The 24,891-nt window shown below is 60.6% G+C and carries 25 protein-coding genes, 2 tRNA genes and 1 pseudogene; 22 read left to right on the top strand and 6 right to left on the bottom strand.

What is annotated here, in order from left to right:
* The first annotated feature begins 3 nt into the window (after positions 1 to 3).
* The 10 genes from LG374_RS11565 (at position 4) to der (ending at position 9,525) form a co-directional block, all read left to right on the top strand.
* Complete coding sequence (locus LG374_RS11565) at positions 4 to 978, top strand: aminoglycoside phosphotransferase family protein (RefSeq protein ID WP_225757842.1); 975 nt, start codon at positions 4 to 6, stop codon at positions 976 to 978.
* Positions 975 to 1,634 carry an N-acetylmuramate alpha-1-phosphate uridylyltransferase MurU gene (gene murU, locus LG374_RS11570; RefSeq protein ID WP_225757843.1) on the top strand — a complete coding sequence of 220 codons (660 nt, stop codon included), beginning with the start codon at positions 975 to 977 and terminating at the stop codon, positions 1,632 to 1,634. The genes LG374_RS11565 and murU overlap by 4 nt, the downstream gene beginning before the upstream one ends.
* Before the next feature lie 126 nt (positions 1,635 to 1,760).
* Positions 1,761 to 2,183, top strand: coding sequence for a nucleoside-diphosphate kinase (ndk, locus tag LG374_RS11575; RefSeq protein ID WP_225757844.1), 423 nt, complete (start codon positions 1,761 to 1,763; stop codon positions 2,181 to 2,183).
* Entirely contained in the window at positions 2,183 to 3,286 is a 1,104-nt protein-coding gene (gene rlmN, locus LG374_RS11580) for a 23S rRNA (adenine(2503)-C(2))-methyltransferase RlmN (protein WP_225757845.1), read from the top strand. Before ndk ends, rlmN begins: the two co-directional genes overlap by 1 nt.
* The gene (locus tag LG374_RS11585) at positions 3,283 to 4,071 is read left to right on the top strand and encodes a tetratricopeptide repeat protein (RefSeq protein ID WP_225757846.1); all 789 of its coding nucleotides are present in this window, start codon (positions 3,283 to 3,285) and stop codon (positions 4,069 to 4,071) included. Before rlmN ends, LG374_RS11585 begins: the two co-directional genes overlap by 4 nt.
* 2 nt (positions 4,072 to 4,073) lie before the next feature.
* Positions 4,074 to 5,012 (top strand): RodZ domain-containing protein, encoded by a 939-nt coding sequence (locus LG374_RS11590; protein ID WP_225757847.1) that lies wholly within the window; start codon positions 4,074 to 4,076, stop codon positions 5,010 to 5,012.
* Positions 5,005 to 6,276 carry a histidine--tRNA ligase gene (gene hisS / locus LG374_RS11595; protein WP_225757848.1) on the top strand — a complete coding sequence of 424 codons (1,272 nt, stop codon included), beginning with the start codon at positions 5,005 to 5,007 and terminating at the stop codon, positions 6,274 to 6,276. The genes LG374_RS11590 and hisS overlap by 8 nt, the downstream gene beginning before the upstream one ends.
* A complete protein-coding gene (locus LG374_RS11600; RefSeq protein ID WP_225757849.1) occupies positions 6,273 to 6,902 on the top strand; it encodes a tetratricopeptide repeat protein in 630 nt (209 codons plus the stop codon). The genes hisS and LG374_RS11600 overlap by 4 nt, the downstream gene beginning before the upstream one ends.
* Positions 6,899 to 8,065 (top strand): outer membrane protein assembly factor BamB, encoded by a 1,167-nt coding sequence (gene bamB, locus LG374_RS11605; RefSeq protein ID WP_225757850.1) that lies wholly within the window; start codon positions 6,899 to 6,901, stop codon positions 8,063 to 8,065. The genes LG374_RS11600 and bamB overlap by 4 nt, the downstream gene beginning before the upstream one ends.
* Before the next feature lie 92 nt (positions 8,066 to 8,157).
* Positions 8,158 to 9,525 (top strand): ribosome biogenesis GTPase Der, encoded by a 1,368-nt coding sequence (gene der, locus LG374_RS11610; protein WP_225757851.1) that lies wholly within the window; start codon positions 8,158 to 8,160, stop codon positions 9,523 to 9,525.
* 64 nt (positions 9,526 to 9,589) lie between these two features.
* Here the strand turns inward: der and LG374_RS11615 are convergent.
* The 4 genes and pseudogenes from LG374_RS11615 to LG374_RS11630 form a co-directional block, all read right to left on the bottom strand.
* Positions 9,590 to 10,372, bottom strand: a pseudogene (locus LG374_RS11615) (IS5 family transposase).
* 69 nt (positions 10,373 to 10,441) lie between these two features.
* On the bottom strand, positions 10,442 to 10,954 hold the full coding sequence (locus tag LG374_RS11620) for a hypothetical protein (protein ID WP_225757852.1): 513 nt from the start codon (positions 10,952 to 10,954) through the stop codon (positions 10,442 to 10,444).
* Positions 10,955 to 10,990: 36 nt separating this feature from the next.
* Entirely contained in the window at positions 10,991 to 11,980 is a 990-nt protein-coding gene (locus LG374_RS11625; RefSeq protein ID WP_225757853.1) for an SPFH domain-containing protein, read from the bottom strand.
* A 10-nt stretch (positions 11,981 to 11,990) separates the two neighbouring features.
* On the bottom strand, positions 11,991 to 12,392 hold the full coding sequence (locus LG374_RS11630) for a DUF350 domain-containing protein (RefSeq protein ID WP_225757854.1): 402 nt from the start codon (positions 12,390 to 12,392) through the stop codon (positions 11,991 to 11,993).
* Between the two features lie 158 nt (positions 12,393 to 12,550).
* On the opposite strand from LG374_RS11630, the gene rsxA reads away from it, so the two are divergent.
* The 12 genes from rsxA (at position 12,551) to LG374_RS11690 (ending at position 22,316) form a co-directional block, all read left to right on the top strand.
* Complete coding sequence (rsxA, locus tag LG374_RS11635) at positions 12,551 to 13,126, top strand: electron transport complex subunit RsxA (protein ID WP_115611701.1); 576 nt, start codon at positions 12,551 to 12,553, stop codon at positions 13,124 to 13,126.
* A 3-nt stretch (positions 13,127 to 13,129) separates the two neighbouring features.
* Positions 13,130 to 13,690: an electron transport complex subunit RsxB gene (rsxB, locus tag LG374_RS11640; protein ID WP_225757855.1), complete on the top strand. Its 561-nt coding sequence runs from the start codon at positions 13,130 to 13,132 to the stop codon at positions 13,688 to 13,690.
* 20 nt (positions 13,691 to 13,710) lie between these two features.
* Entirely contained in the window at positions 13,711 to 16,212 is a 2,502-nt protein-coding gene (rsxC, locus tag LG374_RS11645; protein WP_225757856.1) for an electron transport complex subunit RsxC, read from the top strand.
* Entirely contained in the window at positions 16,209 to 17,570 is a 1,362-nt protein-coding gene (locus LG374_RS11650; RefSeq protein ID WP_225757857.1) for a DUF6882 domain-containing protein, read from the top strand. The genes rsxC and LG374_RS11650 overlap by 4 nt, the downstream gene beginning before the upstream one ends.
* 18 nt (positions 17,571 to 17,588) lie before the next feature.
* A complete protein-coding gene (locus tag LG374_RS11655) occupies positions 17,589 to 17,738 on the top strand; it encodes a hypothetical protein (protein ID WP_225757858.1) in 150 nt (49 codons plus the stop codon).
* On the top strand, positions 17,735 to 18,655 hold the full coding sequence (locus tag LG374_RS11660) for an RnfABCDGE type electron transport complex subunit D (protein WP_225757859.1): 921 nt from the start codon (positions 17,735 to 17,737) through the stop codon (positions 18,653 to 18,655). The genes LG374_RS11655 and LG374_RS11660 overlap by 4 nt, the downstream gene beginning before the upstream one ends.
* Positions 18,652 to 19,248 carry an RnfABCDGE type electron transport complex subunit G gene (locus tag LG374_RS11665; protein ID WP_225757860.1) on the top strand — a complete coding sequence of 199 codons (597 nt, stop codon included), beginning with the start codon at positions 18,652 to 18,654 and terminating at the stop codon, positions 19,246 to 19,248. The genes LG374_RS11660 and LG374_RS11665 overlap by 4 nt, the downstream gene beginning before the upstream one ends.
* Positions 19,245 to 20,522, top strand: coding sequence for a hypothetical protein (locus LG374_RS11670; RefSeq protein WP_225757861.1), 1,278 nt, complete (start codon positions 19,245 to 19,247; stop codon positions 20,520 to 20,522). The genes LG374_RS11665 and LG374_RS11670 overlap by 4 nt, the downstream gene beginning before the upstream one ends.
* Positions 20,519 to 21,187, top strand: coding sequence for an electron transport complex subunit E (locus LG374_RS11675; protein ID WP_225757862.1), 669 nt, complete (start codon positions 20,519 to 20,521; stop codon positions 21,185 to 21,187). The genes LG374_RS11670 and LG374_RS11675 overlap by 4 nt, the downstream gene beginning before the upstream one ends.
* A gap of 83 nt (positions 21,188 to 21,270) precedes the next feature.
* Positions 21,271 to 21,347 (top strand) — tRNA-Arg (locus tag LG374_RS11680).
* A 24-nt stretch (positions 21,348 to 21,371) separates the two neighbouring features.
* A tRNA-Arg gene (locus LG374_RS11685) sits at positions 21,372 to 21,448 on the top strand.
* Positions 21,449 to 21,503: 55 nt separating this feature from the next.
* Positions 21,504 to 22,316, top strand: a complete 813-nt coding sequence (locus LG374_RS11690; RefSeq protein ID WP_225757863.1) for a RimK family alpha-L-glutamate ligase — start codon at positions 21,504 to 21,506, stop codon at positions 22,314 to 22,316.
* A 59-nt stretch (positions 22,317 to 22,375) separates the two neighbouring features.
* Here the strand turns inward: LG374_RS11690 and LG374_RS11695 are convergent, their stop codons facing one another.
* Complete coding sequence (locus tag LG374_RS11695) at positions 22,376 to 22,741, bottom strand: VOC family protein (RefSeq protein ID WP_225757864.1); 366 nt, start codon at positions 22,739 to 22,741, stop codon at positions 22,376 to 22,378.
* Between the two features lie 57 nt (positions 22,742 to 22,798).
* The gene (dsbD, locus tag LG374_RS11700) at positions 22,799 to 24,859 is read right to left on the bottom strand and encodes a protein-disulfide reductase DsbD (protein ID WP_225757865.1); all 2,061 of its coding nucleotides are present in this window, start codon (positions 24,857 to 24,859) and stop codon (positions 22,799 to 22,801) included.
* Positions 24,860 to 24,891 lie beyond the last annotated feature (32 nt).

Here is a 24,891-nt window from a genome sequence, read left to right on the forward strand (position 1 = left end):
TTTATGACGCAGCCAACCGACCGCGAAAGTGCCCGCCGTGCTTTCGCGGTTTCTTATATCGGAGAGGCGGCAACTCTCACTCCGCTTGGCGGCGATGCCAGCTACCGCAGCTACTACCGCTGCCAGATAAATGGCGCCAGCTACATCCTCATGGATGCGCCTGTGGCCGCAGGCGGCATTGACCTCTTCGTGCAACATGCGCGGCAATTCGCTGCTTGCGGCCTGCCTGTGCCGTATATCCACGCCGCCGACAGCGTGCAGGGTTTCCTGCTGCTGGACGACTTCGGCGACCGCTGGCTCTGGCAAGACCTGCGGGAAAACGCTGCCGCAACCCTGCCGCAGGCGCTGACACTCCTGGGGCAATGGCAGCAGGTGACCGCGACCTTGCAAGCGGACATCCCGCCCTACGAACCCTCCCGCCTGCATACCGAAGTGGCGCTCACCCGCGAATGGTTCCTGCCGTGGCTGGATATCGCGGTGGACACAGCGCGTTGGCAGGAAAGCGAAAACTGGCTGGTCAAGCGGGCAGGACAGGGCAGGGCGCTGTGCGTACACCGTGACTACCATTGCCGCAACCTGATGCGCCGCGCCGACGGCAGCATTGGCATCCTCGACTTTCAGGATGCGCTATGGGGTAGCCCCGCCTACGACCTTGTCTCACTCACCCGCGACTGCTACATCCGCTATCCACAAGCGGACGTACGCCGCTGGGAAGCCAACTTCCGTGCCCGCTACCTGCCGCAGGAATCTGCCGAAGACTGGGCACAGACCTGCGATGCCGTCTCCCTGCAACGCCACCTCAAAGTGCTGGGACTGTTCGTCCGCCTCGCCGAACGCGATGGCAAGCGCGGCTATCTCGCCGATCTGCCGCTGGTGCTCGCCTACGCCTGCGACGAAGCGGCGGCATTACCGCACACTGTCTGGATGGCGGACGAACTGCGCCGCGCTATCCCCCGATTACAAGAGAAACTGACATGAAAGCGATGATCCTCGCCGCCGGACGCGGCAAACGCATGGGGGCGCTCACCGACGACTGCCCGAAACCGCTCTTGCGCGTTGGCGACGACACCTTAATCGGCTGGCAACTGCGCCGCCTGGCGCGCGCCGGCTTCCGGGAAGTCGTCATCAACCTTGGCTATCGCGGCGCGATGATAGAAAGCGCACTCGGCGACGGCAGCGCTTATGGCCTGCACATCATCTATTCACGCGAGCCGGAAGAAGGGCTGGAAACCGCGGGCGGTATCGTCCAGGCCCTGCCGCTGCTGGAAGACGCGCCGTTTCTCGTGGTCAACGCCGACGTGTGGTGCGATGTGGATTTACGCCGCTTCAGCGAAAGCCACCCCGCTGACAGCCTCGCCCACCTGTTGCTCACTGCTACACCCGCCTGGAAAGCGCGCGGTGACTTTTCACTGGCGGGCAATATCCTGATTGCGGGCGAAACCCTGACTTACACCGGCATCGCCGTGCTGCATCCACGTCTCTTTGCGGACGTTCTGCCCGGCTTCCGCCCGCTGGCACCCATCCTGCGTGCCCACCTGCCGCGCGGCGAACTGAGCGGCGAAGAATACGGTGGCGAATGGCGCGACATCGGCACACCGGAACGCCTCGCTGCCCTGCGCGCGCTATATGATTAAATCGCTTGCGCGAGACAACCACACGTCTTCTTCCTTGACAGCAGCGGTGTTTGATTTCAATCACTATTGCCTTATGTGCTACCATACCGCCCGCTTTTACCCTCACACATTCTTCACGGAGCATCCATGTCTGTGCAATTGACGCTATCCATCGTTAAGCCCGACGCCGTGCGCAATCACCATACCGGGGCTATTCTCGCCCGCATCGAACAACAGGGACTTGATATCGTTGCGGCAAAAATGTTGCGCCTCAGCCACGATGACGCCGCGCGCTTTTATGACGTTCACCGTGAACGTCCTTTTTTTGCCGAACTGGTCGCCTTCATGACCTCTGGCCCCGTCCTAGTGCAGGTGCTGCGCGGCGATAACGCCGTCGCCCGTTACCGTGAACTGATGGGCGCGACCGATCCCGCCGAAGCCGCTCCTGGTACCTTGCGCGCTGAATTTGCCGGCAGCAAAAGCGAGAATGCCGTGCACGGTTCGGATAGTGCAGAAAATGCCGCCCGCGAAATCGCCTTCTTCTTTGCCGAACGCGAGCTGTGCTGCTGATGAGCGACAAAGTCAACCTTTTCGACTTTGACCGCGAAGCGTTGACGGCGTGGTTCGCCGAACAGGGAGAAAAGCCCTTCCGTGCGCGGCAGCTGATGAAATGGATTTACCACGAACGCGTCACGGATTTCGACGCGATGACCGATCTCAGCAAATCGCTGCGCGAGAAACTGAAAGCTACCGCCGAATTGCGTTTTCCTACCGTCATCGCCGACCGTCTTGCCAGCGATGGTACGCGCAAATGGGTCTTCCGCTACGACTGCGGCAATAGCATTGAGACCGTCTTCATCCCCGAAGACGATCGCGGCACCCTCTGCATCTCTTCACAAGCGGGCTGTGCGCTGGCCTGCCCGTTCTGCTCAACCGCTCACGAAGGTTTTAACCGCAACCTGACCAGCGGTGAAATCATCGTACAAGTCTGGCTCGCCAAAGAAATGCTTAACTGCGACCGTCACGGCAACAACCGCGTCGTCACCAATGTCGTACTGATGGGTATGGGCGAACCTTTGGTCAACTTCAATAACGTCCTGCCCGCTACCCGCCTGATGATGGATGACTACGCCTTCGGCCTCTCAAAACGGCGTGTCACCCTCAGCACTTCCGGCATTGTCCCTGCCATTCACACTTTGCGCGAAGTGACTGATCTCAGCCTCGCCGTTTCGCTGCATGCACCAAACGACGAACTACGCAATCAGATCGTGCCGGTCAACGCCCGCTACGGACTGGATGCCCTGCTTGATGCCTGTCATCAATACGTGCAGCATAACGGTCAGCACGGTGGTGTGACTTGGGAATACGTCATGCTGCGTGGTGTCAACGACAGCCTCGAACACGCGCAACAGCTGGTTGAACTGCTGCGGGGCATCCCGGGAAAAATCAACCTCATCCCCTTCAATGCCTTTCCAGGCAGCCGCTTTGAATGCTCGAAACGCGGCGACATCCTTGCATTCCAACGCTATCTGACCGAAAACGGTTACGTGGCAACCATCCGCAAAACACGCGGAGAAGACATAGATGCTGCCTGTGGGCAGCTGGTGGGACAGGTCAAAGACCGCAGCCGCCGTGAACGCAAACTTTCCAGAAAAGAGGTGGAAACCCTATGAAAACAAAGACCATCACACGATTCAGCGCCTTGGCTGCCGCTGTCATGCTGGGTGGCTGCAGCAGCTTCGGCTTTGGCAGCAAAAGCGACGATAGCAATGACCTGCCCACCCGCATCGAAAAGAAAACCGACTACAAACAGGCGTATCAGGATTACGTCGAACTGGGTGCCAAATACGTGCAGATGGGGCGTTACGACCTCGCCGAGCCCAAGCTGAAACGCGCCATTGAAATCGACTCGCACCCGCCGGATGCCTGGAACATCTTGGCCGTGCTTTACGAAGAAGCACGTGACATTTCCTCTGGCAACCAGATTTACCAAAAACTCATTCGCAGCCATCCTGAGTACCTGCTTGGTCACGTCAACTACGCGACCTTCCTCTGCAAGTTTGACCGCGACAGCGAAATGCAGACACTGTTGAACCAGATGCGTGCCCGCAACGCCGAATTCAAGGCAGCGGCCTACATCGCCGAAGGCAACTGCATGGCAGCCCGTAGCCAGACCGGGCAGGCGGAAAATGCCTACAAACAGGCCATTGCCGTCAACCCGCAGGCCGAAGGCGCTCTCTTGCCACTGGCGGAAATCTCCCTGCAAAAAGGCGATGCTGCAGGCGCTCTGCGTTACCTGAAAGTGGTACACACCTATGTTGGCTACAGCCCGCAAAGCGTGAAAATTGGCATCGAAGCGGCGCGTAAAGGCGGCGATAGTCGCATGGAAGAAGAATTGGTGCGCGTCATGCGGGCCAATTACAAGAACACACCGCAGGCACAATCGCTGGGGATCTGACCATGAGCGAAAAAACCACCACAACAGGCACTCTTGACATTGGCGCTGTCCTCTCTGCAGCACGGATGAAACGCGAACTGTCCATCGCCACCGCCGCCATGCAGTCCAACCTTAGTCAGGAAATCATTGAAAAACTCGAACAGAACCGTTTTGGTGAAATCGGTGCACCGGTTTTCACTCGCGGCTACCTCAGCCTCTATGCCCGCTTTCTCGGCCTGAATGAGGCTGCTGTCGGTCAGGCATTCAACAAAATTGGGCGTGAACCGCCGCCGGAACTGCGCCTGAGCGCTGCCAACGTTGAAAGCCAAAGCCGCTCCTATCGCCGCAGCTATCTTGGTTCATGGTTGCTTTTGATCCCGGTTGTGCTGGTCGGTGGCTTTCTGCTCTACCAGCTCTTTGATAACAATTCATGGTTGATGAAGCAAATTAACGGCGCCTTTAATCAGCCGACACAACAAGAAGGCGAAGTCCTGACCCCGCCAGGCGGTAACAATAGCGAAGACATCGTGCTAGAAGTCGGCGGTAACCCGCAAGTCCCGCCGACCACTCCGGAAGGCGTACCCGTTAATCCTGAAGTTATCAACGGCATTACCCCGCCTGCCAACACCGCGACAACGGCAGGCAGCAGCGAAACCCCGCCTGCTACCGATAACAGTGCCACACAAGCCCCGACAACGAGCGAGGGCTCACGCGGCATCCAGCTCACCTTCTCGACCGAAAGCTGGGTACAAATCCAGGATAGCAAACGCAAATCCGTGGTCTCACGCATTATCAAACCGGGTGAAAAAGTCGAGCTGCCTGCGGATGGCGCGCCGTACAGCTTCAATATTGGCCGTCCGGACGGCGTTGTCATGCTCATCAACGGTCAGGAACAACCGCTGGATAACTATCGGCAGAAAAATTCCGGCCGCCGCTTCAACGTAGATATCCCCAATGGCTAAACCACAAATCCAGTCCCTGCGCGGGATGAACGACATCTTCCCGCCGGAAGCCGATTACCTGCAACAACTGCACGACTGCATTCACGGTGTTCTCGCCTGCTATGGCTATCACCCGCTGCAACTGCCGCTGCTTGAACAAACCGGCCTGTTCAAACGCGCCGTTGGTGAAGAAACCGACGTGGTCAGCAAAGAGATGTACACCTTCGCTGATCGCAACGACGAGAGCATCACCCTGCGTCCAGAAGCGACTGCTGGCGTGGTGCGGGCAATGATCCAGCACGGCAAGCTGCAACAGCCGCAGCGTGTATACGCCGAAGGGCCGATGTTCCGTTACGAACGCCCGCAAAAAGGGCGCAGCCGTCAATTCTCACAAGTGAGTGTTGAAGCACTGGGCATTGCCGGCGCGGCACAAGACGCCGAACTCATCAGCCTTTGCGCCGACCTTTTCCGCCGCCTGAACATCCTTGACCTGCTGACGCTCGAAATCAACACCATTGGCCTTGCTGAAGAACGCCACGCCTTCCAGCAGGCACTCGTTGCCTATCTGCAACAGCATACCGACGCCCTGGATGAAGACAGCCGCCGTCGCCTCACCACGAATCCACTGCGTATCCTCGACAGCAAAAACGCGGGTGTGCAGCAAGTGCTAGATGGCGCCCCTATCCTTGATGACTATCTCGGCGAAGCCAGCCGTAACCACTTCGCGCAACTCTGCACACTGCTGGATGCCCTCGGTATCGCCTGGCAGCGCAATCCGCGCCTGGTACGCGGTCTTGACTATTACTGCCACACCGTCTTTGAGTGGACGACCGATGCCCTTGGTGCCCAAGGCACCGTTACCGCCGGTGGCCGCTACGACGGTCTCATTGAACAACTCGGTGGCAAACCAACCCCGGCAGCCGGTTTCGCCTTCGGCATCGAGCGCATCATGCTGCTCGCACAACAGCGCGACATCTTCCATATGCCGCAACCGCTGGTGTACGCCATTGCTACTGCTGATGCCCACTTCAGCTTGCTGCTGCCGCTGGTGCAAACCCTGCGCGCGCGCGGTATCAGCGTTGTCGCCCACAACCAAATCCAGCCGCTGAAAACGCAAATCCGCAAAGCCGACCAGGAAGGAGCGCACTACGCACTCATCATCGGCGACGATGAAGCGGCCACGCACAGCGCCGCCCTGAAAAACTTGCGCGACGGCAGTCAGCAGATCCTGCCGCTTGCCGACCTGCCCGCCTACCTCGAAGCACGCAACAAGGAAATCCCATGAGCGACAGAACCGACGAAGAAACCCTCGAACTTATCCGCGAATGGCTGCAACAATACGGCCTGACCATCATCATTGGTCTGGTCCTCGGACTCAGCGCTATCGGCGGCTACCGTTACTGGCAAGGCAAACAGGCGGAGCAACGCAACAACGAATCGGCCCAGCTGGACACTATCCTGCAAGCTCTCGAACAAAACAAACCGCAAGACGCCGCGAGCGCTTACGACAGCCTGCTTAAAGAAGGTGGGGAAATCGCCGAACTGGCCGCATTGAACATGGCCGGAGCCTACCGCAAAGAAAACAAAAACGATGATGCGATAGCCGCGCTGAAACTGGCGGCCGCCAGCAAAGACGAACTACTGGCGCAAAGCGCCCGCTGGCAGCTGGCCCTCACGCTTGCCGCCCAAGGCAACTACGACGAAGCCCTGCAACAAAGCGAACAACTGCGCGACAGCGCCTATGCCGCCCAAGCAGCAGCGCTGCAAGGCTATATCCACGACAAACAGGGCAAAAGCAAAGATGCGCTGGCCGATTACGAACGCAGCCAGCAACTTGCTCCTGCCCCGGCGACCGCCCTGCAAATCAACGCCCTGCAAGCCCGCCTGGCACTGGAAGGAAACGGCCAATGAACACCACCCGCCGCAGCGCCCTGCTGCTCGCCGGCGTCTTCGTCCTGAGCGCCTGCTCTTCCACCTCTGATTTTTTCCTCGGCAAGGACAACCGTCCCGCGCCCAAACCCCTGCCTGCCGCCAGCGGCAGCGCAGGTGCCACCCTGTTGTGGAAACACAAACTCGGCAGCGGCGGCGCAGACGAAGGCCTTGCCCTCAAACCCGCCATCTGGGGCGGGCGCATCTACGCGGTCTCCGCCAATGGCCGCCTCTATGCCTACAACAGCGATGGCAGCACCGCCTGGCAACAAAAGCTTGGCAACAACATCAGTGCTGGCGTCGCTGTAGATCGCCGCAACGTTTACCTCGGCACCAGCAATGGCGACCTGCTGGCGCTCTCCGCCGCAGACGGTGAAACCGAATGGCGCGCACCGCTATCCAGCCTGATGCTGGCCGCTCCAGTTGTTGCTGACGGTCTCGTCTTTGCGCGCAGCATTGATGGCGTTCTCACCGCCTTCGACGCTGCCAATGGCAGCGAACTGTGGCGCTACCGCATCAAAGAACCGGTTCTCAGCGTGCGCGGTAATGCCGAACCCGTAGTAGGCGGCGGAGTCGTCATCCTCACCACCGACAACGGCTACTTTGTCGTCCTTGACCAACGCTCTGGCCTGCCTGTCGTTGAACAGCGCATCGCCAACAGCGCCGGCAGCAACCCCGTTGCCCGCCTGGTGGACATGGACAGCACCCCGCAAGTTGCAGACGGCGTCCTCTACGGCGCCGCCTACCAGTCCATGCTCTTTGCCGTTGACCTGCAACAAGGCCAACCGCTGTGGCGACAAGAACAAGCCTCTACACAAAAAGACATCGCCCTCAGCCGCGATGGTGTGTACCTCGTCAGTGACATTGACCACGTCATCGCCCTGAACCGCCGCGACGGCAGCATCCGCTGGAAAAACGACCGCCTCGAAGGGCGCTACCTCTCACCCCCCTTCACACTGCCGGACGGACGCGTTGGCGTTATCGACTACCAGGGCTGGCTGCACTGGCTGGATGGCGCCAGCGGCAACATCGTCGGACAGCAGCGTCTTGCCTCCAGCACCGCCGACGTTCCCGCCCTCGTCCAGCGCGACAGCATCGTCTGGCAACTCAAAGACGGCAACCTCATCAACTTCCGGCCCGAATAACCATTCCCCACACGGCGCGGTAAAACCGCGCCGATTTTCACTTGGCGCGTCCATTCGCCTCAACACAGCATACAAAATCACAAGGACACCCCATGAACACCCTGCGCAAACCGCTGGTGGCGCTGGTCGGTCGCCCCAACGTCGGCAAATCGACCCTGTTTAACACCCTGACCCGCAGCCGCGACAGCCTCGTCTCCGACACGCCCGGCCTCACCCGTGACCGCAACTATGGCGAAGCGCGCCTCATGGATATGCCCTGCCGCATTATCGATACCGGCGGCCTCCTGCGCGAAGAAGAAGCGCAAATCGACTACCGCGTGGATCAACAGGCGCGCGCTGCCGTTAACGAAGCCGATGTCGTCGTCTTCCTCGTGGACGGACGCGACGGCCTCACCGCTGTGGACGAACAAATTGCGCAAGAACTGCGGCGCAGCCACAAGCCCGTTATCCTCGCCGTTAACAAAACCGATTTCGCTGATCCTAACCTCATCCTTGCCGACTTTTTCGCCCTTGGCATCGCCGATACCCTCGCGATTGCGGCAGAACACCGTCGTGGCATCAACCGCCTGGCAGAGCGCATTATTGCCCGCCTGCACGAACTGCCTGATGCCGAACAATTCGGTGAACCGGACGACGTTGGCGAGAACACAGACAACAGCATCGCCCTTGCCGTCATCGGTCGCCCCAACACCGGCAAATCCACCCTGCTCAACCGTCTCATCGGCGAAGAACGCCTCGTCGCCAGCCCCGTCGCCGGTACCACCCGCGACGCCATCGCTATCCCCTACGAAGACGACACTGGTGACCGTTTCACCCTCATCGACACCGCCGGTATCCGCCGCAAAGCGCGGGTCAACGACAAAATTGAAAAATTCTCCATCGTCAAAACCCTGGATGCCATCGAACGCGCCAACGTCGTCATCCTCATGCTGGATGCGCACGAAGGCGTGAGCGAACAGGACGCGCATCTTCTCGGCGAAATCACCCGCCGCGGACGCGGTCTCATCATCGCTATCAACAAATGGGACCACCTCGACGCCGAACAGCGCGAAACCATCTGCCAGCAATTCACGCGCAAACTGCACTTTGTGGACTACGCCGAAGTCTTCTACATCTCGGCGCTGCACGGCAGCAACATCCGCAAACTGCTGCCAGCGGTGAAAAAAGTCTATCGCTCGGCAATGGCCGAACTCTCTACCAACAAACTCACCGAAGCGCTGGAAACTGCCTACCACCGCCATCAGCCACCGCTGGTACAGGGCCGCTCCATCAAACTGCAATACGCGCACCAGGGTGGGCGCAACCCGCCGCACATCATCATTCACGGCACGCGCACCACGAACGTTCCCGACAGCTATACCACCTACCTCAGCAAATTCTTCCGCAAACAGTTCAAACTGCACGGCACGCCGATCCGCATCAGCTACCGCGACAAGGCGAACCCCTACGCCAACGAGTAATGCAGGACCATAAAAAAAGCCGGACAACGTCCGGCTTTTTATAGTTAAACATCTAAGAACGTGTTCACAGTCTTCGTAGCAGGACGCCCAAGAAAGCCAAAACGACCATTTGCAGACTGGTACTCAACTTACGCTCGCAGTTTTTCCAAAGCCGCCTGTTCTTTTCCAACCAGGAAAAGCTACGCTCTACTACCCATCGCTTTGGCAATACCGCAAAACGGTGCAATTCGTTTCGTTTGGCAATCTCTACCTCCGCACCAATCAACTCCTGTACCAACGAAGCAAATGCTTTACCTGTGTAACCACCGTCAGCAAGGATTTTTTGTATCGCACCAAGATTATCCAGTTCGCGTTTTAATGCCAAAAGACAACCTTTTCTATCCGTAACATCCGCCGTCGTTACCGCAAGGGCATGCGGCAAACCTTGCGTGTCAACCGCTATATACCGCTAACCTTCTTGTCGGCATCGTAGCCTTTTTCCATGGCCGTATCCGTGTTCCTCACACTCTGCGCATTAATAATCAGGAAGGTGGTTTCTTCATGGCGCCCCTGCTTGCGACGCTCCGCAACTACCTGATTTTTTTAATGCTTCCTCAAGGATGCTGATGCCACTCTCGCGTGGCTCAGTCCATCTCTGGAAGTAGGAATGCACGGTGCGCCATTTGGGGAAATCGCCCGGCAAAGCACGCCAGGAGCAGCCAGTGCGTTGCAGATAGAGAATGGCACAAAAAACATCGTACAAGTCCACCTGGCGTGGCGCTGTGCGTTTACGGGCACTTTCCAGCAGGGGAAGGAGAGGCGCAAATTGCTCGCGACTGATATCGCTTGGGTAGGTTTTTCTGTTCATGCCGATAGTTTACAGCAGAGACTGAGACTATGAACACGTTCTAAGGGCAAAGACTTTTTCGATGTTTTTTCAGCCTCGATAGGTAGAAAAACCTACTATAAACATGATGATGATGATAGCAACGTAGGACAGAGCAAACCCAATAAGCGAAAAAATGACAGTGAAAAATTTTTTGTCGTCGGAAGCGTTGCCGGCCAGCATGTCATATGCGGCAATGGGTAAGACCAGTTTGGGGACGTAATTTAAATGGCTGATTTCTGCTAAGTCTGCTGTGGTGGACATCAGGATGGGAGGCACCAATAAAAACATCAGGATGCCGAACAAAGACCAGGAATGATGACGGATAAGCCAAAGCAGGCTATCTAGAATAGCCGCGCCAATCGCAAAGATACAGACCCACTTCCAACTAAGATTTGCGATGATAATGTCATCCCACATTTGTTCTATTTGCGGATTTTTGGGCGGAAATATCAGCACGATAGTCACCAATATATAGATAAAAGCCAACAGACCCCGCCATGCGGCAAGTCGAGGCCTTGGCGGCGTGGTAGCGGGTGTTTTTCTTGCATGGTTTTGCTCCAAACAATACGCCCCTCCGGCGGGAGGGGCGTGCTACGTTTAGCTGGTCAGTTTCTTGAGGACTTCCGCCTTGGCTTTTTCGTAGTCATCGGCGCTGATGAGTCCCTGATCGTGCAGGGTTTTGAGTTGGGTGAGGCGCGCCTGGATGTCGTTCGCGGCGTTTGCGTTGTTCAGGCCGGTGCTCATGGCGGCTGCCATGTTCTGCCCGATGCCGGCGCCGACGCCGATGCCCGCACCGAGTCCGGCGAGTCCGCCTTCGTTCTGCGCGGCAAGCGGGATGGCTTGTGCGGTCTGGTATTGGGTGTAGCGGTTCAAATCGCCGATGACGCCCATGCTGATGCGCTCGTCCAGCGCTTTCTGGATAGCCTCCGGCAGGGTGATGCTTTCGACGGTGATGCTTTCGAGGGTGAGGCCCAGGGCGGCAAAGGCGGGGGCGACGTGTTCGGCGAGTTTTTGCGCGAGCAGGGGCTGGTTCGCCGCCATGTCAAGGAAGGGGATACCTGAGGTGCCGAAGAGGCCGGCGAGCTGGCTGGTGATGGTGTTGCGCAGCGGATCGTCAAGCTGGCCGGCGCGATATTCGCCGACAACGCCGCTGACTTCGTTGAAGAATTTGGCGGGGTCGCTCAGGCGGTAGGCGTACATACCGAAGGCGCGCAGTTGTACGGCGCCAAATTCGCTGTCGCGGACGGTTACGGGCTGGGCGGTACCCCAGCGGCGGCCAAGTTGCTGACGGGTGCCGAAGTAGTACACGTCGCTCTTGAAGGGCGAGGCAAAGGCTTTGTCCCAGTTTTTCAGGTTGGTGAGGATGGGCAGCGTCTGGGTGCTGAGGGTGTGGGTGCCGGCGGCGAAGATGTCCGCCGTTTTGCCCTCGTCCACGAACATGGCGAGCTGGCTTTCGCGCACGATAAGGGTGGCGCCGGTCTGGATTTCACGGTCGATGGCGGGATAGCGCCAAATGAGCTGGTCGTCTTCCGGATCCGGCCATTCGATGACGTCGATGAACTGTTTGCGGATAAAGCTTCCGAACATAGGGGTCTCCTTAGCTGAGGCAGGCGGCGTTGAGCAGGCCAATGCTGATGGACAGCGCGGCGAGCAGGGTGCCGACGGCGGTGTTGTTATTGGCGAGTTCGCGGCTGGCGTTTCTGATGATGAGGCGGGTGGCGATGTGATAGAGCGCTATCTGGATGACAGCGGCGACGACGCCCCAGAGGATAAAATCCACCAGCTGCACGCTTTGCCGGATGCTGGCGGCAAGCGGCAGGCTAAAACCGATGAGCGCACCGCCAAACGACAGGGCGCAGGCGGTATTGCCCTCGCGGGTGAGGCGCAGCTCGGCGTTGGGGGTGCTGTGCAGATAAGCGGCGGCGAAGACGGCTTCCAGCACGATGGCAAGACCGAGGTATTGCAGGTAGAGCAGGTATTCTTGGGGGGAAATATGCATGGGAGAAACCTCATAAATAAAGGGTTTGGCGAATTATAACGACTTATCCCCCCTGAAAAAATCAGCGGGAATGCAGGATTGACCCTTTGCGTTTATCAACCGTCACCCGGTGACCGTTGCGCTAGAATGCGCGCAGCTTTTTACTGCCGCCACACCCCATGCACAGCTACTTCTATATCGTGTTGAGCACCGTTTTGGTGAACAACTTCGTCCTCTCGCAATTCCTCGGTCTTTGCCCCTTCATGGGCGTCTCGCGCAAAATCGATACCGCCCTCGGCATGGGCTTTGCCACCGCCTTCGTCCTCACCCTCTCCGCCGTCAGCGCCTACCTGCTCGACACCTATCTGCTCACCCCCTTCGGTATCACCTACCTGCGCACCATCGGCTTCATCGTCGCTATCGCCGTCCTCGTCGGCCTGACTGAAATGTACATCGCCAAAACCAGCCCCGTGCTGCACCGCCTGCTCGGCGTGTATCTGCCGCTGATTACCACCAACTGTGCCGTGCTCGGCGTCGCCCTCCTGAACGCCAACCAGCAGCATAATCTGCTGCAATCCGCGCTGTACGGCTTCGGTGCGGCGGTCGGCTTCACCCTCGTCCTCGTCATCTTCGCTGCCATCCGCGAACGCATCGACGCTGCCGACGTGCCCGCACCCTTCAAAGGCACCCCGGCGGCACTGATGACGGCGGGCATTCTCGCTATCGCCTTCATGGGCTTCGGCGGCTGGGTGTAAACCATGATTTGGCTCGCCATCCTCCTCCTGCTCGCCGTCATCGCCCTGTGCGGCCTGCTGCTCGGCGTCTTCGCGCAAAAATACAAAGTCGAAGGCGATCCGCTTGCCGAAAAAATCGACGCGATTCTGCCGCAGACCCAGTGCGGCCAGTGCGGCTTCCCCGGTTGCAAACCCTACGCCGAAGCCATCGCCAAAGGTGAGGCGGACATCAACCGTTGCCCGCCTGGCGGACAGGAAGGCGTGGACAAACTCGCCGAACTGCTCGGCGTGGAAAGCAAACCACTCAACGCCGAAAACGGCGCAGAGACCGCGCCGCAAGTCGCCTTTATCATTGAAGACTGGTGCATCGGCTGCACCAAATGCATCAAAGCCTGCCCGGTGGATGCCATCCTCGGCAGCAACCAGAAAATGCATACCATCATCAGCGACGAATGCACTGGTTGCCGCCTCTGCGTGGACCCCTGCCCGGTCAACTGCATCATCATGAAGCCGCGCGACGAACCCTGGAACTGGGACAAACCGCAGAACCCGCAACAACCGCAAACTCCGCCACCGGCACCGTAGCCGCCGCAACCCACCGAATCATGATCAAACAACTCCTCGCCCGCCTCCTTTCCGGCAAAACCACCTTCCACGGCGGCATCCACATCACCCCGCCCGGGCACAAAACCATGAGCACCGCCCGCCCCTCGCGGGAAGCCGCCCTTTGCGACGAATACGCCATCAGCCTCATCCAGCACGACGGCACCCCGTTCATCGCCCAAGTTGCCGTCGGTGACCGCGTCCTGCGCGGCCAGCTCCTCGCCGCGCCAGCGAATCACAGGGACGCCCCCGTCCACGCCCCCACCTCCGGCACCATCCGCGCCATCGAGCCGCGCCCGGATATGCACCCGTCCAACCGCCCCGTGCCGCACCTCATCCTCGCGAGCGACGGTGAAGACCAAAGCGTGCCGCTGCTGCCCGCTCTCGATATCGAGACCGCCACGCCGGACGAACTGCGCGCGCGCATCCACGACTGCGGCATCGTCGGCCTCGGTGGGGCAGGTTTCCCCACCGCGCGCAAACTCGGCCATCCCGCCAACACCCTCGTCATCAACGCCGCCGAATGCGAGCCCTACATCACCTGCGACGACCTGCAAATCCGCGAAAACGCCGCCGCCATCATCAAAGGCGCACAAATCACCGCGCGCATCCTCGGCGCAGACAACATCCACTTCGGCATCGAAGACGACAAATCCGAAGCCATCGCCGCCCTGCACGCTGCGCTCGACGCCGCCGCTGACCCGCGCATCCGCATCAGCAGCGTCCCCGTGCGTTACCCCAGCGGCAACGCCCGCCAACTCTTCGAACTGCTGCTCGGCATCCGCGTCCCCGCCGACGCCCACGCCAGCGACTACGGCCTCATCTGCCACAACAGCGGCACCATGAAAGCCGTGTACGACGCTGTCAGCCTCGGCCTGCCGCTCACCGAACGCTACACCACCATCAGCGGCGAAGGCATCCGCGAGCCGCAAGTCCTGCGCATCCGTATCGGCACCGCCGCGCGCGACCTCATCCAGCAGAGCGGCGGCGAACGGCACGAACACAGCGCGGAAAATCGCCACATCATCGGCGGCCCGATGATGGGCTACGAAATCGCCTCCCTCGACACCCCACTACAAAAAACCGGCAACTGCCTGCTCATCCTGCCTGCCGCCCCCGCCCCCGAAGAAACCCCGTGCATCCGCTGCTCGCGCTGCGCCGACGCCTGCCCGATGGAACTCCTGCCGCAACAACTCCTTTGGTACAGCCAGAGCAACCAGCACAACCGCCTCAAACAATACCGCCTGTTTGACTGCATCGAATGCGGCATCTGCGCGGCCGTCTGCCCGTCCGGCATCCCGCTCGTCCAATACTACCGCCACAGCAAAGGCGACATCCGCGCCGCCGACAAAAAAACACAAGACGCCGAACACGCCCGCGCCCGCCACGAAGCGCGTACCGCCCGCCTCGAACGCGAAGCCGCCGAAAGACAAGCGCAAATGGACGCCCGCCGCGCCAAACTGCGCGAAGCCGCCGCGAACCCGGCCCCTGCTGCGCCACCATCACCTATTACCCGCCAAGACCCCAACCCGCCGGAAAAATACACCCCGAACCGCCCGCCAAGCGGGATAACCACGGCCTCCAACGACAAAACCGCTGCCATCGAAGCGGCGAAAGCCCGCGCTGCTGCGCGCCGTGCCGAACGTCTCGCCGCTAGCGGAAAAACTACCGAACCCGCGCCAAGCGGGACAACCACGGCCTCCGACGACAAAACTGCTGCTATCGAAACGGCCAAAGCTCGTGCTGCTGCACGTAAAGCCGCCCGCCTCGCCGCCAGCGGCAACAGCGCTGAAGTATCCGCAGCCGAAGAAAAAGGCCCTTCCCCCTATGGGGGAAGGGATGGGATGGGGGTTGAGCAAACAGACCACCCAAGCGAGACAAACACGGCAGAGCCCCCGCCCTTCGCCCAAGCCACCGATCCTGCAAAATCAGCCGCCATCGAAGCGGCAAAAGCCCGCGCTGCCGCGCGTAAAGCCGCCCGCCTCGCTGCCAGTGACAAAATCACAGAACCAACCGTCAGCGAAGAAACCATCCCTTCCCCCGCGAGCGGTCGCGAAGCGACGGAAGGGGGGACACAACCCCCTGAAGCCGCCACCAGCACCATCCGACCTGCAACCACGGAAAACGTAGAGACGTTGCCTGCAACGTCTCAAACCCCGCCAAGCGAGACAATCACGGTCTCCGCCGACAAAACCGCCGCTATCGAAGCGGCGAAAGCCCGTGCCGCTGCGCGCAAAGCTGCCCGCCTCGCTGCCAGCGACAAAACCACAGAACCAACCGTCAGCGAAGAAACCAACCCTTCCCCCGCTTGCGGGGGAAGGTGGCCGGAGGCCGGAAGGGGGGAACAAACCACAGAACCTCTACCAAGCGAGACAAACACGGCAGAGGCCCCGCCCTTCGCCCAGCCCACCGATCCTGCAAAATCAGCCGCCATCGAAGCCGCAAAGGCCCGCGCTGCTGCACGTAAAGCCGCCCGCCTTGCCAACAAGGACAAGCCATCATGACCCTTTACGACAACCCCTTGCCCGTTGCCGACTACCCCGCCTACCTCGCCCTGCGCGACGACATGCTCGCCGCCGCCTTGCCCTACCTCGGTCTGGCGCAAGAACGGCAAAAACAACTGCAACGCTGGGCGAACGACAGCAAATACCTGAGCGACGTTGAGCGCAGCACCGCCACCGCCCTGCTCGGCAAACACCCCTGCCGCCTGCAATACATCGGGCGCAGCGAAAACAACCGCTGGCGCTGGGCTTGGGATGACCCCGCTGATTACTACCCGCCGGAAGCCCTGCGTGATGCCCTGCGCCTCAAACAATACGGCGAAGCACACAACATCGAATGGCTGACCCGTAGTGGCTGGCCGGCCGACCTGCCCGGACAATACCAAGCCCTGTGCGCACTGGCAGTAATGCTGAATGACGCCCCCGGCCACGGCTTCGAAAACCCCGCTTACCTCTTGCGCGACCTGAACCCGCCGCCGGATAAAGGCATTGGCCGGATGCTGATGACCGTGTACCCCGAAGCCGCCGTTACCCACAACATCCCCCGCCCCGACCTCGTCCCACGCGTCGTCAACGACCTTGCTTACGCTTACGGCCCCAACAGCCTCGGTGCGGCGACACGCCCCGCCATCGAAGCCTACCTCGCCACCCTGCCGTCGCAAGAACGCATCCCCGTCCCCGCCGACATCCGCTCAGAACGTCGCCCCGCACATATCGACTACTTCCCCGACTCTGCCACCGTCTTCACCACCGCCCAACCCTGGCTTGCCGACCACTTCCTGCCGCTTGCCACCTTCGACCTCGCCTCGCTCGATCCCGCCCTCGGCGACGTCCGCCTGCACCTCGTCAAACCGCTCGAACCCTACGAAGGCTACATCGGTATGGAAACCACCGCCGTGCACACCGACTACTGCGGCACCAACTGGATTGCCTTCCATCTCGAAGATGACGGCACCTACCGCTTCCTCGCCGACCAAAACTACTTCCTCGGCGACAACGACGACCCGGAAGCCGAAGCATACTTCACCGAAATGCGCGACAGCTACGCCGCGCGCAAACAACACTACCGCGACAGCGGCTTCCTCGGCGATGTGGATGACACCGGCCTGCCCTGCTTCGGAGAAGAACCCGAATACCTGCCCTACCTCGGCGGCGGCAACTGGACCAGCGAAGCCCCGCCACCCGCCTTCACCATGAAAGACAGCGCCGATAGCGCCGTGGACATCCGCTACCAAAACCACCGCTTCACCTGCATTGCCATGACCGCAGGCTACGACTGGGGCGAAGGCGGCGCGGATACCATGATCCTGCTCTACGAACCCGTGAACCGTATTGCCCTGATGACCTTTGACTACACCTGAACCCGCAACCCAAACACCATGACAGACCACAACCCCGACCCCCGCGCTACGCGCCTCGCCGCTGCCCGCGCCAAGACCGAAGAACGCCGTATCGCCCGCGCCAAACTCAAACAGCACCTGCGCGATACCGCCGTGCCCATCCGTAAACCCGACGACGACACACCATGACCCCATCCACCTCGCCCTACTTGCACACCGCGCCGCCGCTGCGCCGCGTCATGCTGCAAGTCGCCGCCGCGCTCATCCCCGGCGTCCTCGTCCTCATCTGGTGGCAGGGCAGCCGCTGGCTGGGGCAACTCGCCGTCGCCGTTGCGGCCGCCTACGCCTGCGAGACCGCCGTACTGCTCATGCGCAAAAAACCGCTTGCGCCACTGCGCGACGGCAGCGTCCTCATCACCGCGCTGCTGCTCGCCCTGTCGCTGCCCGTCCTTGCGCCGTGGTGGCTGGTGGTGCTTGGCACCGCCTTCGCCGTCCTCCTCGGCAAACACCTCTACGGCGGCCTTGGACAAAACCCCTTCAACCCCGCCATGGTCGGTTTCGCCATCCTCCTCATCAGCTTTCCGGCATTGATGGGCGGCATGCCCGCCGCACCAGTCGTCCTCGGCAGCGTGGATGCCACCAGCGCCGCCACCCTGCTTGACCACAGCCGCACCCTGCGCATCGCCGGCGAATCACTGCACGCCCTTTACCCGCCCTGGCAACAACAACTCCTCGCCGCCACCTGGCTTGCGGGCGGTATCTGGCTCACCACCACCCGCGCCGCCGACTACCGCCTGCTCGCCTCAACCCTCATCGGCGCGACCCTCTGCGCACTCGCCTTCTGGCTGGGCGGCGCCACCACCCTCAATCCCTACGCCCAACTTGGCAGCGGCGCCATCATCTTCGGCGCCTGCTTCATCGCCACCGACCCCGTGACTGCCGCTACCACCCCACTGGGGCGCTGGCTCTACGGCATCCTCGTCGGCGCGCTTGCCATCGCCATCCGTAACCTCGGCAACTTCCCCGACGGCGTCGCCTTCGCCATCCTCATTGGCAACGCCCTCGTCCCCCTCATCGACCCCCTCACCCAGCCCCGCTACCGATGAAAGCCCCGCACAACGCCGCCCTACGCCTCCTCACCTACGCCGCCATCACCATCAGCGCCGTCAGCATCACCTGGCTGGCCGCCAAAAACCGCATCGAAGCACAACAAACCGCCGCCTTCCTGAGCACCTTCCGCGCCATCTCGCCCACCCTGGATGCCGACGACGCCTTCCGTGCCAGCCGCGAAGCCGTCACCATCGCCGGCAGCCCAGGCGAACGCTACACCGCCAAAGACGGCAGCACCTACTATCGCAGCCATACCGACAAAGGCTACAACGGCAACATCACCCTGCTCATCGGCATTGCCCCCGACCAGCGCACCCTGCTCGGCGTACGCGTCCTCGAACACAAAGAAACCCCTGGCCTCGGCGACAAAATCGACACCCGCATCAGCCCGTGGATACACACCTTCGCCGGGAAAAGCCTGGATAACAGCCGCCTGGCGGTGAAAAAAGATGGCGGCGACATCGACAGCTTCACCGGCGCGACCATCACCCCGCGCGCCGTCACCAACCAGGTCAATACTGTCCTGCACGCTGTGCGGGATGGGGCTATCGCTAGTCCGCTGCCAAGCGAGAGAAAAGAAATACCATGACCGACTTCATCCCCGACCTTGACGACCCGCGCACCCGTGGTTGGGGTGGTAGCACACTCAACGAAGAAAGCGGCAATTGGCGGCATACCCGAAACTGGTTGAGCAGCACCCTCCTTGGCTTCCTGCCCATCGCCTATGTGGCGAGCTTCGCGCTGACTATCGCCATTCCGCTATGGTTGGCGTTCGGCCTCTACCAGCTCTACCGCGATTACCGTATCTTCCGCATGAACAATGACCCGCGCACTCCTGCCGTTGTCTGCGAACCGCAAGGGCTGACCATACACGACGAGCAGCGCCGTATCGAATGGCAATGGCAGTGGCGCGACCTTGATAGCGTCCTTTACGACGGCGACTACCTCCTCATCAGCCTGCGGGGTGGCGGCACAGTGGAATATCACAAACGCCACCTCACTGACGCCGATTATTACGACATCGCTGCCGCCGCTAGCGCCTACCTAAACGGCAACCCACCGCCCGCCCGTCCGTTCCTACCGCCCCAGATCAACCATACCTGGTACGAGCCACACAACCCTTTCGACCGTGCTCTCATCCATTTTGGGCCACTGTTGCTGGCGTTGACTATCCTTTGGCCTGCCATCCTCTCGCCGTCCACTTCCTGGCCAAGGATCATGGCCTTAGAATCTCCCTATGGCACTAGGTTGCTTGTCTTAATCATAGCCGTTAGCGCCAGCTTGACGTTAATCTCCCTGTATATCCTTGCCAACAACTATCGCGAACACTACTACCACGGCGGTATCAGCAAAGGACTCGGCATGGACGACAACGGCCTGCACATCTTCATCACCAGCGGACAAGGCATCGTCAGTACACCTTTCAGCCTGTCCTGGGCAGATATCGCCCGCAGCAACATAGAAACAAAAACCTATCGCGGCATCACCCACTACTCCCTGCACATCACCGATCGCCTCAGCAACCGCTGCACCCTTATCCCTGATTATCTGCGCGGTGGTGAAAACACGATCCGGGAAATCGCCGCCGCTATTGATGCCATCATCCAGCAACGCCCACTGCCGCCGCTTGCCGCAGACAGCAACACCTTCATTTCCATCCCGCCCGTCATCCGCTGCCTCTTCTGGCTCAATGCCCTGTGTACCGCTGCTGCCATCGTCGTTGCTGCCAGATGCCTGTATCTGAACGTTTGTATAATCCCTAAAGAACAGCTGCCCCTGCTCGCCTATGCCTGCGCCGCCCTAGCCGTTGCGGCCTTCCTCATCGACCTCACCTACCGCCTCAGCAAAGGTCAACGCCTATGACCCCCGAAACCCGCAAAACCCTCGCCAACGGCCTGTGGCATAACAATCCCGCCCTGGTACAAATCCTCGGCCTATGCCCGCTGCTCGCCACCTCGACTGACACCGTGAACGCCATCGGCCTCGGCCTTGCCACCATCTTCGTCCTTACCCTCTCCAACACCCTTGTCGCCGCTACCCGCCGCTGGCTGCGTCCGGAAATCCGTATCCCCGTTTTCGTCCTGCTCATCGCGGGCGCAGTGACCGTGGTCGAAATCCTCATCCAGGCGCTGGCCTACCCGCTTTACCAGTCGCTCGGCATCTACCTCGCGCTCATCGTCACCAACTGCGTCATCATCGCCCGCGCCGAAGCCTATGCCGCGAAAAACCGCGTTTTGCCCGCCGCTATCGACGGTGCAGCGATGGGCACGGGCTTCGCCTTTGTCCTCATCCTCCTCGGCGGCCTGCGGGAAATCCTCGCAACCGGCACCCTGCTCGCCGGCGCGGACCGTATCTTCGGCGCTGGTACCGATTGGACCATCCGCCTCTATGACAGCGAGCATCACCTCATCCTCGCCGCCCTGCCACCCGGCGCCTTCCTCTGCTACGGGCTACTGATTGCAGGAAAAAACGTTATCAACGAACGATACGAGCGCCGCCGCAAGAAGCACACTGTCTCTGGCAGTTGAAGCGGAGAAAACGGAGGCAAAAAGCCCGAAAAATACTTGACGCCCATGCTGCTCCTATGGATAATGCGCGACCTCGCAAAGACGCGCCCGTAGCTCAGTTGGATAGAGTACCTGGCTACGAACCAGGCGGTCGGAGGTTCGAATCCTTCCGGGCGCGCCATCTTTCTTTCTCCTTTGCGTTTGCGCGCCCGTAGCTCAGTTGGATAGAGTACCTGGCTACGAACCAGGCGGTCGGAGGTTCGAATCCTTCCGGGCGCGCCATTTTTTCTTATGCGGCGAAAAGCCGCATTTTTTGTGCCTTTTTTCGGGGAATATCATGCAGACGATCATCGCCACTTGTCCCGCCTGGCCGCAGGGCAATGCGGATCTGCGTGCTTTGGCTGCCGCTCTTGATGCCGCGCTCATCCCTTGGCCGGAGATTCCTCCCGGCCCCGCCATCATCCTGCCGCTCGCGGTGTGGGATTACAGCACGGATCCGGCGGCGTATCGCCGCTGGCTGCGTGAGCAGGTGCAGGCCGGGACACGCTTCATCAATTCGCCGGCGCTGCAAATATGGAATATGGATAAACGCTATTTGTGTGATCTCGCCGCGCAGGGATTAGCGGTAACGCCGGGAATGGCGCTTGTGCCTGGCGACGACTGGGCGGCGCGTATTGCGGCAAGCGGCTGGGACAATCCAGTTATCAAACCGCTCATTGGGCAAAGTGGCCGTGGCGTGCGCCGCCTTGCCGCCGGCTTGCCGCATCTCGCTGATTATCCGCAGGGTATGCTGGTTCAGCCCTTTGTTGATGCGCCTTTTGGCGAGGTCTGCCTGGTGTATCTTGACGGACACTATTCTCATGCCGCGCACCGTCGCCCCGCAGCGGGGGAATGGCGCGCCAATTCCGCCTACGGCGTCGATATTTTGCCGATTGAACCCGAAGCTGCCTGGCGTGCGCGGGCGCAAGCGGCGCTTGCTGCCTTGCCCGAACATCCCGCTTATGCGCGGGTGGACGGTCTCATCACGGCGGACGGCGACTATCTCATCAATGAAATCGAGCTGATTGAACCCGCGCTGTATCTTGCGCAGAATCCTGCGGCTATTACCACATTCGCTCGCCTGATTCAGAAGATAGGGTTAAATATCTAATAAATCGTAACGACGTTGCGCTTCAACTATATAGGCGAGGCATGGAATCTCGCTCTTTCTCAGGCCACAGCGGATTGAGCTGCCTTATCCGACCACACCGCGAGGATGTTGCCCGCCGGATCGCGGAAATGGAAACGGCGACCGCCGGGGAAGCTGAAGATTTCCTGGACGATATCGCCGCCTGCCGCAATGACGGCGTTGTAGGCGGCTTCCAACTGCGCGCAGTAAATCACCGCCAGCGGCGGCGTGACGGTCTCGTTGACGCAAAGGCCGCTGCCGACGCCGCTGTCGCCGGTATCAAGGTAGTCGTCGCCCCAGCTTTGGTACTGCCAACCGAAGACGGCGCCGTAGAATCGTTGCGCGGTGTGCAGTTGTTCGCGGTCAGCGGCGGTGAATTCGAGATAGGTGATGGTGTTGTCGTTCATGTTACGGTTCCTTGTGTGTAAGCAAACGGGCGCTTCCGCCCGTTTTTCTTTTCCCGCTCAGTTGCCCCAGCTTTGCAGTTTGGCGGTAAAGGCTTCCGGCGCCATTTCGCCGATGAGGGTTTCTTTTGGCGCATTCAGCGTGCCGTGCGGCGGGTAATAAAGCACAGCGGGCGGGCCGACGAGGTTGAGCTGGTTGAACATCGCCTTGTGCTCGGCGGTGAAGTCGGTGACGTCGATTTTCAGCAGGGTGTAGGGCGCAAGTCGCGCGGCGAAGTCGGGGTTGTTCCAGATATGGGCTTCCCATTTTTTGCAGGCGACGCACCAGTCGGCGTAGAAGTCGAGCAGTACGGGTTTGTCGCTGGCAGCAATGGCGGCTTCCAGCGCAGCGACGCTATCTACGTGGCGGAAGGCGCTGTGTGTTTGCGGTGCAGCGTGGGCGGTGGGGGCGCCGAGGTGCAGGTTGGCGCTCTGTATGCCGAGGGCGAGGGCGGCGATGAAGGCACTGCCGGCGAGGAAGCGGCGGGTTTTGCTGTCGCCGTAAAGGTAGGCAGCGGCGAACATGGCGTACAGCGCCCAGGCGGTGAGTGCCCAGGCCAGCGGCAGGATGCGGGCAATCAGCCACACCCCGATGGCAAGCAGGGCGAAGGCAAAGATTTTTTTGACGTTATCCATCCACGCGCCTGCCTTCGGCATGAAGCGGCGGAAGGCGCCGGCAAAGAGTAGGAGCGGCAGGCCGGTGCCGAGGCCGAAGGTGAAGAGGGCAGTTGCGCCTTTGAGCGGGCTGGTCTGGGTGGTGAAGAGGAGGAGGGCGGTCAGGACCGGCGTGGCGCAGGGGCTGACGACGAGGATGGAGAGCGCGCCCATCACCGCCGCGCCGCCGTAAGAGCCGCTTTGTTGCTGGCGGTTGAGTTTATCGACGGGTTTTTGCAGCCAGCGCGGGGTTTGTAGGGTGTACACGTCAAAAAGCGACAGCGACAGGGCAACGAAGAGCAGCGCGACCAGCACGGTTATCCACGGTTTTTGCAGGATGACTTGCAGGTTGATCTGGAAGATGCCGAAGACGGCGCCGAGCAGCCCCATCGCCGCGCCCATGGCCAGCACGTAAACACCGATGAGGCGGTAGGCGCGGCCACTGCTGGTGTTTTGCCCGACGACGAGGCTGGTGACGATGGGCACCAGCGGGTAGATGCAGGCGGTGAAGCTGACGCCGATGCCGAGGAGGAGGACGAAGGGCAGGGCGATGAAGAAGTTGTCGTTCAGGCGGTGGATGAGGCGGTCAATGGTGCTTTCCGGGGCGTCAGCCTGAGCGATGGCGGCCGCCTGCGCCGGGGTTTTTTCCGCTGCTGCGGCGGGCAGTGCGGCAGTGAGCGGGAAGTCTCGCGTCATCGGCGGGTAGCAGATGCGGCCTTCGGCGCAGCCTTGCAGATGCAGGGTCAGCTTGCCGCCCGTCGCCGGACGCGGCAGGCTGAGGTTGAGTTCGCCCCGGTAAATCTGCTGTTCGCCGAGAAATTCGTCCTGATGCGTTTCGCCCGCCGGCAGCGGCAAGTCAAGCGACTTGCCGTCAACTTCGGCGCGCAGACTGTGGCGGTAGAGGTAGTAGCCGTCCGGCATACGGTAATGCAGGGCAAGTTCGCTGCCTGTTTCCGTCGCGCTCACGGCAAAGGCCTCGTCTTCCGGCAACACTTCCTGTTTGCCCGCCTTGAAAAGCTGCGGCTTGGCCGTAGCGGCGGGCTCGGCGTGCAGCGTCCAGGTCGTCGGCGGATAGCAGAGGACGTTTTCCTGACAGCCTTGCGTGGTCAGGGTGAAGGTGTGCGCGGCGTCGTGATGGCGCAGGGTAATGGTCGGCGGGGTGTGCCAGACCATCACCTGCCCCAGATAGGGATCGTCCTTGGCTTCTGCGGGTGTGCGTTCTTCCATGCCCGCTGCGCCTTCCAGGGTGGTTTTATCGGCATAGAGGTAATAACCTGCGGGGAAGTCGATGGTGATTTTGGTGAGGTAGCCGTCGCCGTCATCCAGCTGATGAATGGTGGGCTTGAAGACTTCTTCAGCGGGTAGTGGCTCGGCGGCGTGAACGAAGAGCGGGAACAGGGTGGCAAATAACCACAGCAGACGGGTCATGAGAATTTCCTTGATAAGCGAAAACGGCGCGA

The sequence above is a fragment of the Cardiobacterium sp. Marseille-Q4385 genome, from assembly GCF_916618745.1.
GTDB lineage: Bacteria > Pseudomonadota > Gammaproteobacteria > Cardiobacteriales > Cardiobacteriaceae > Cardiobacterium.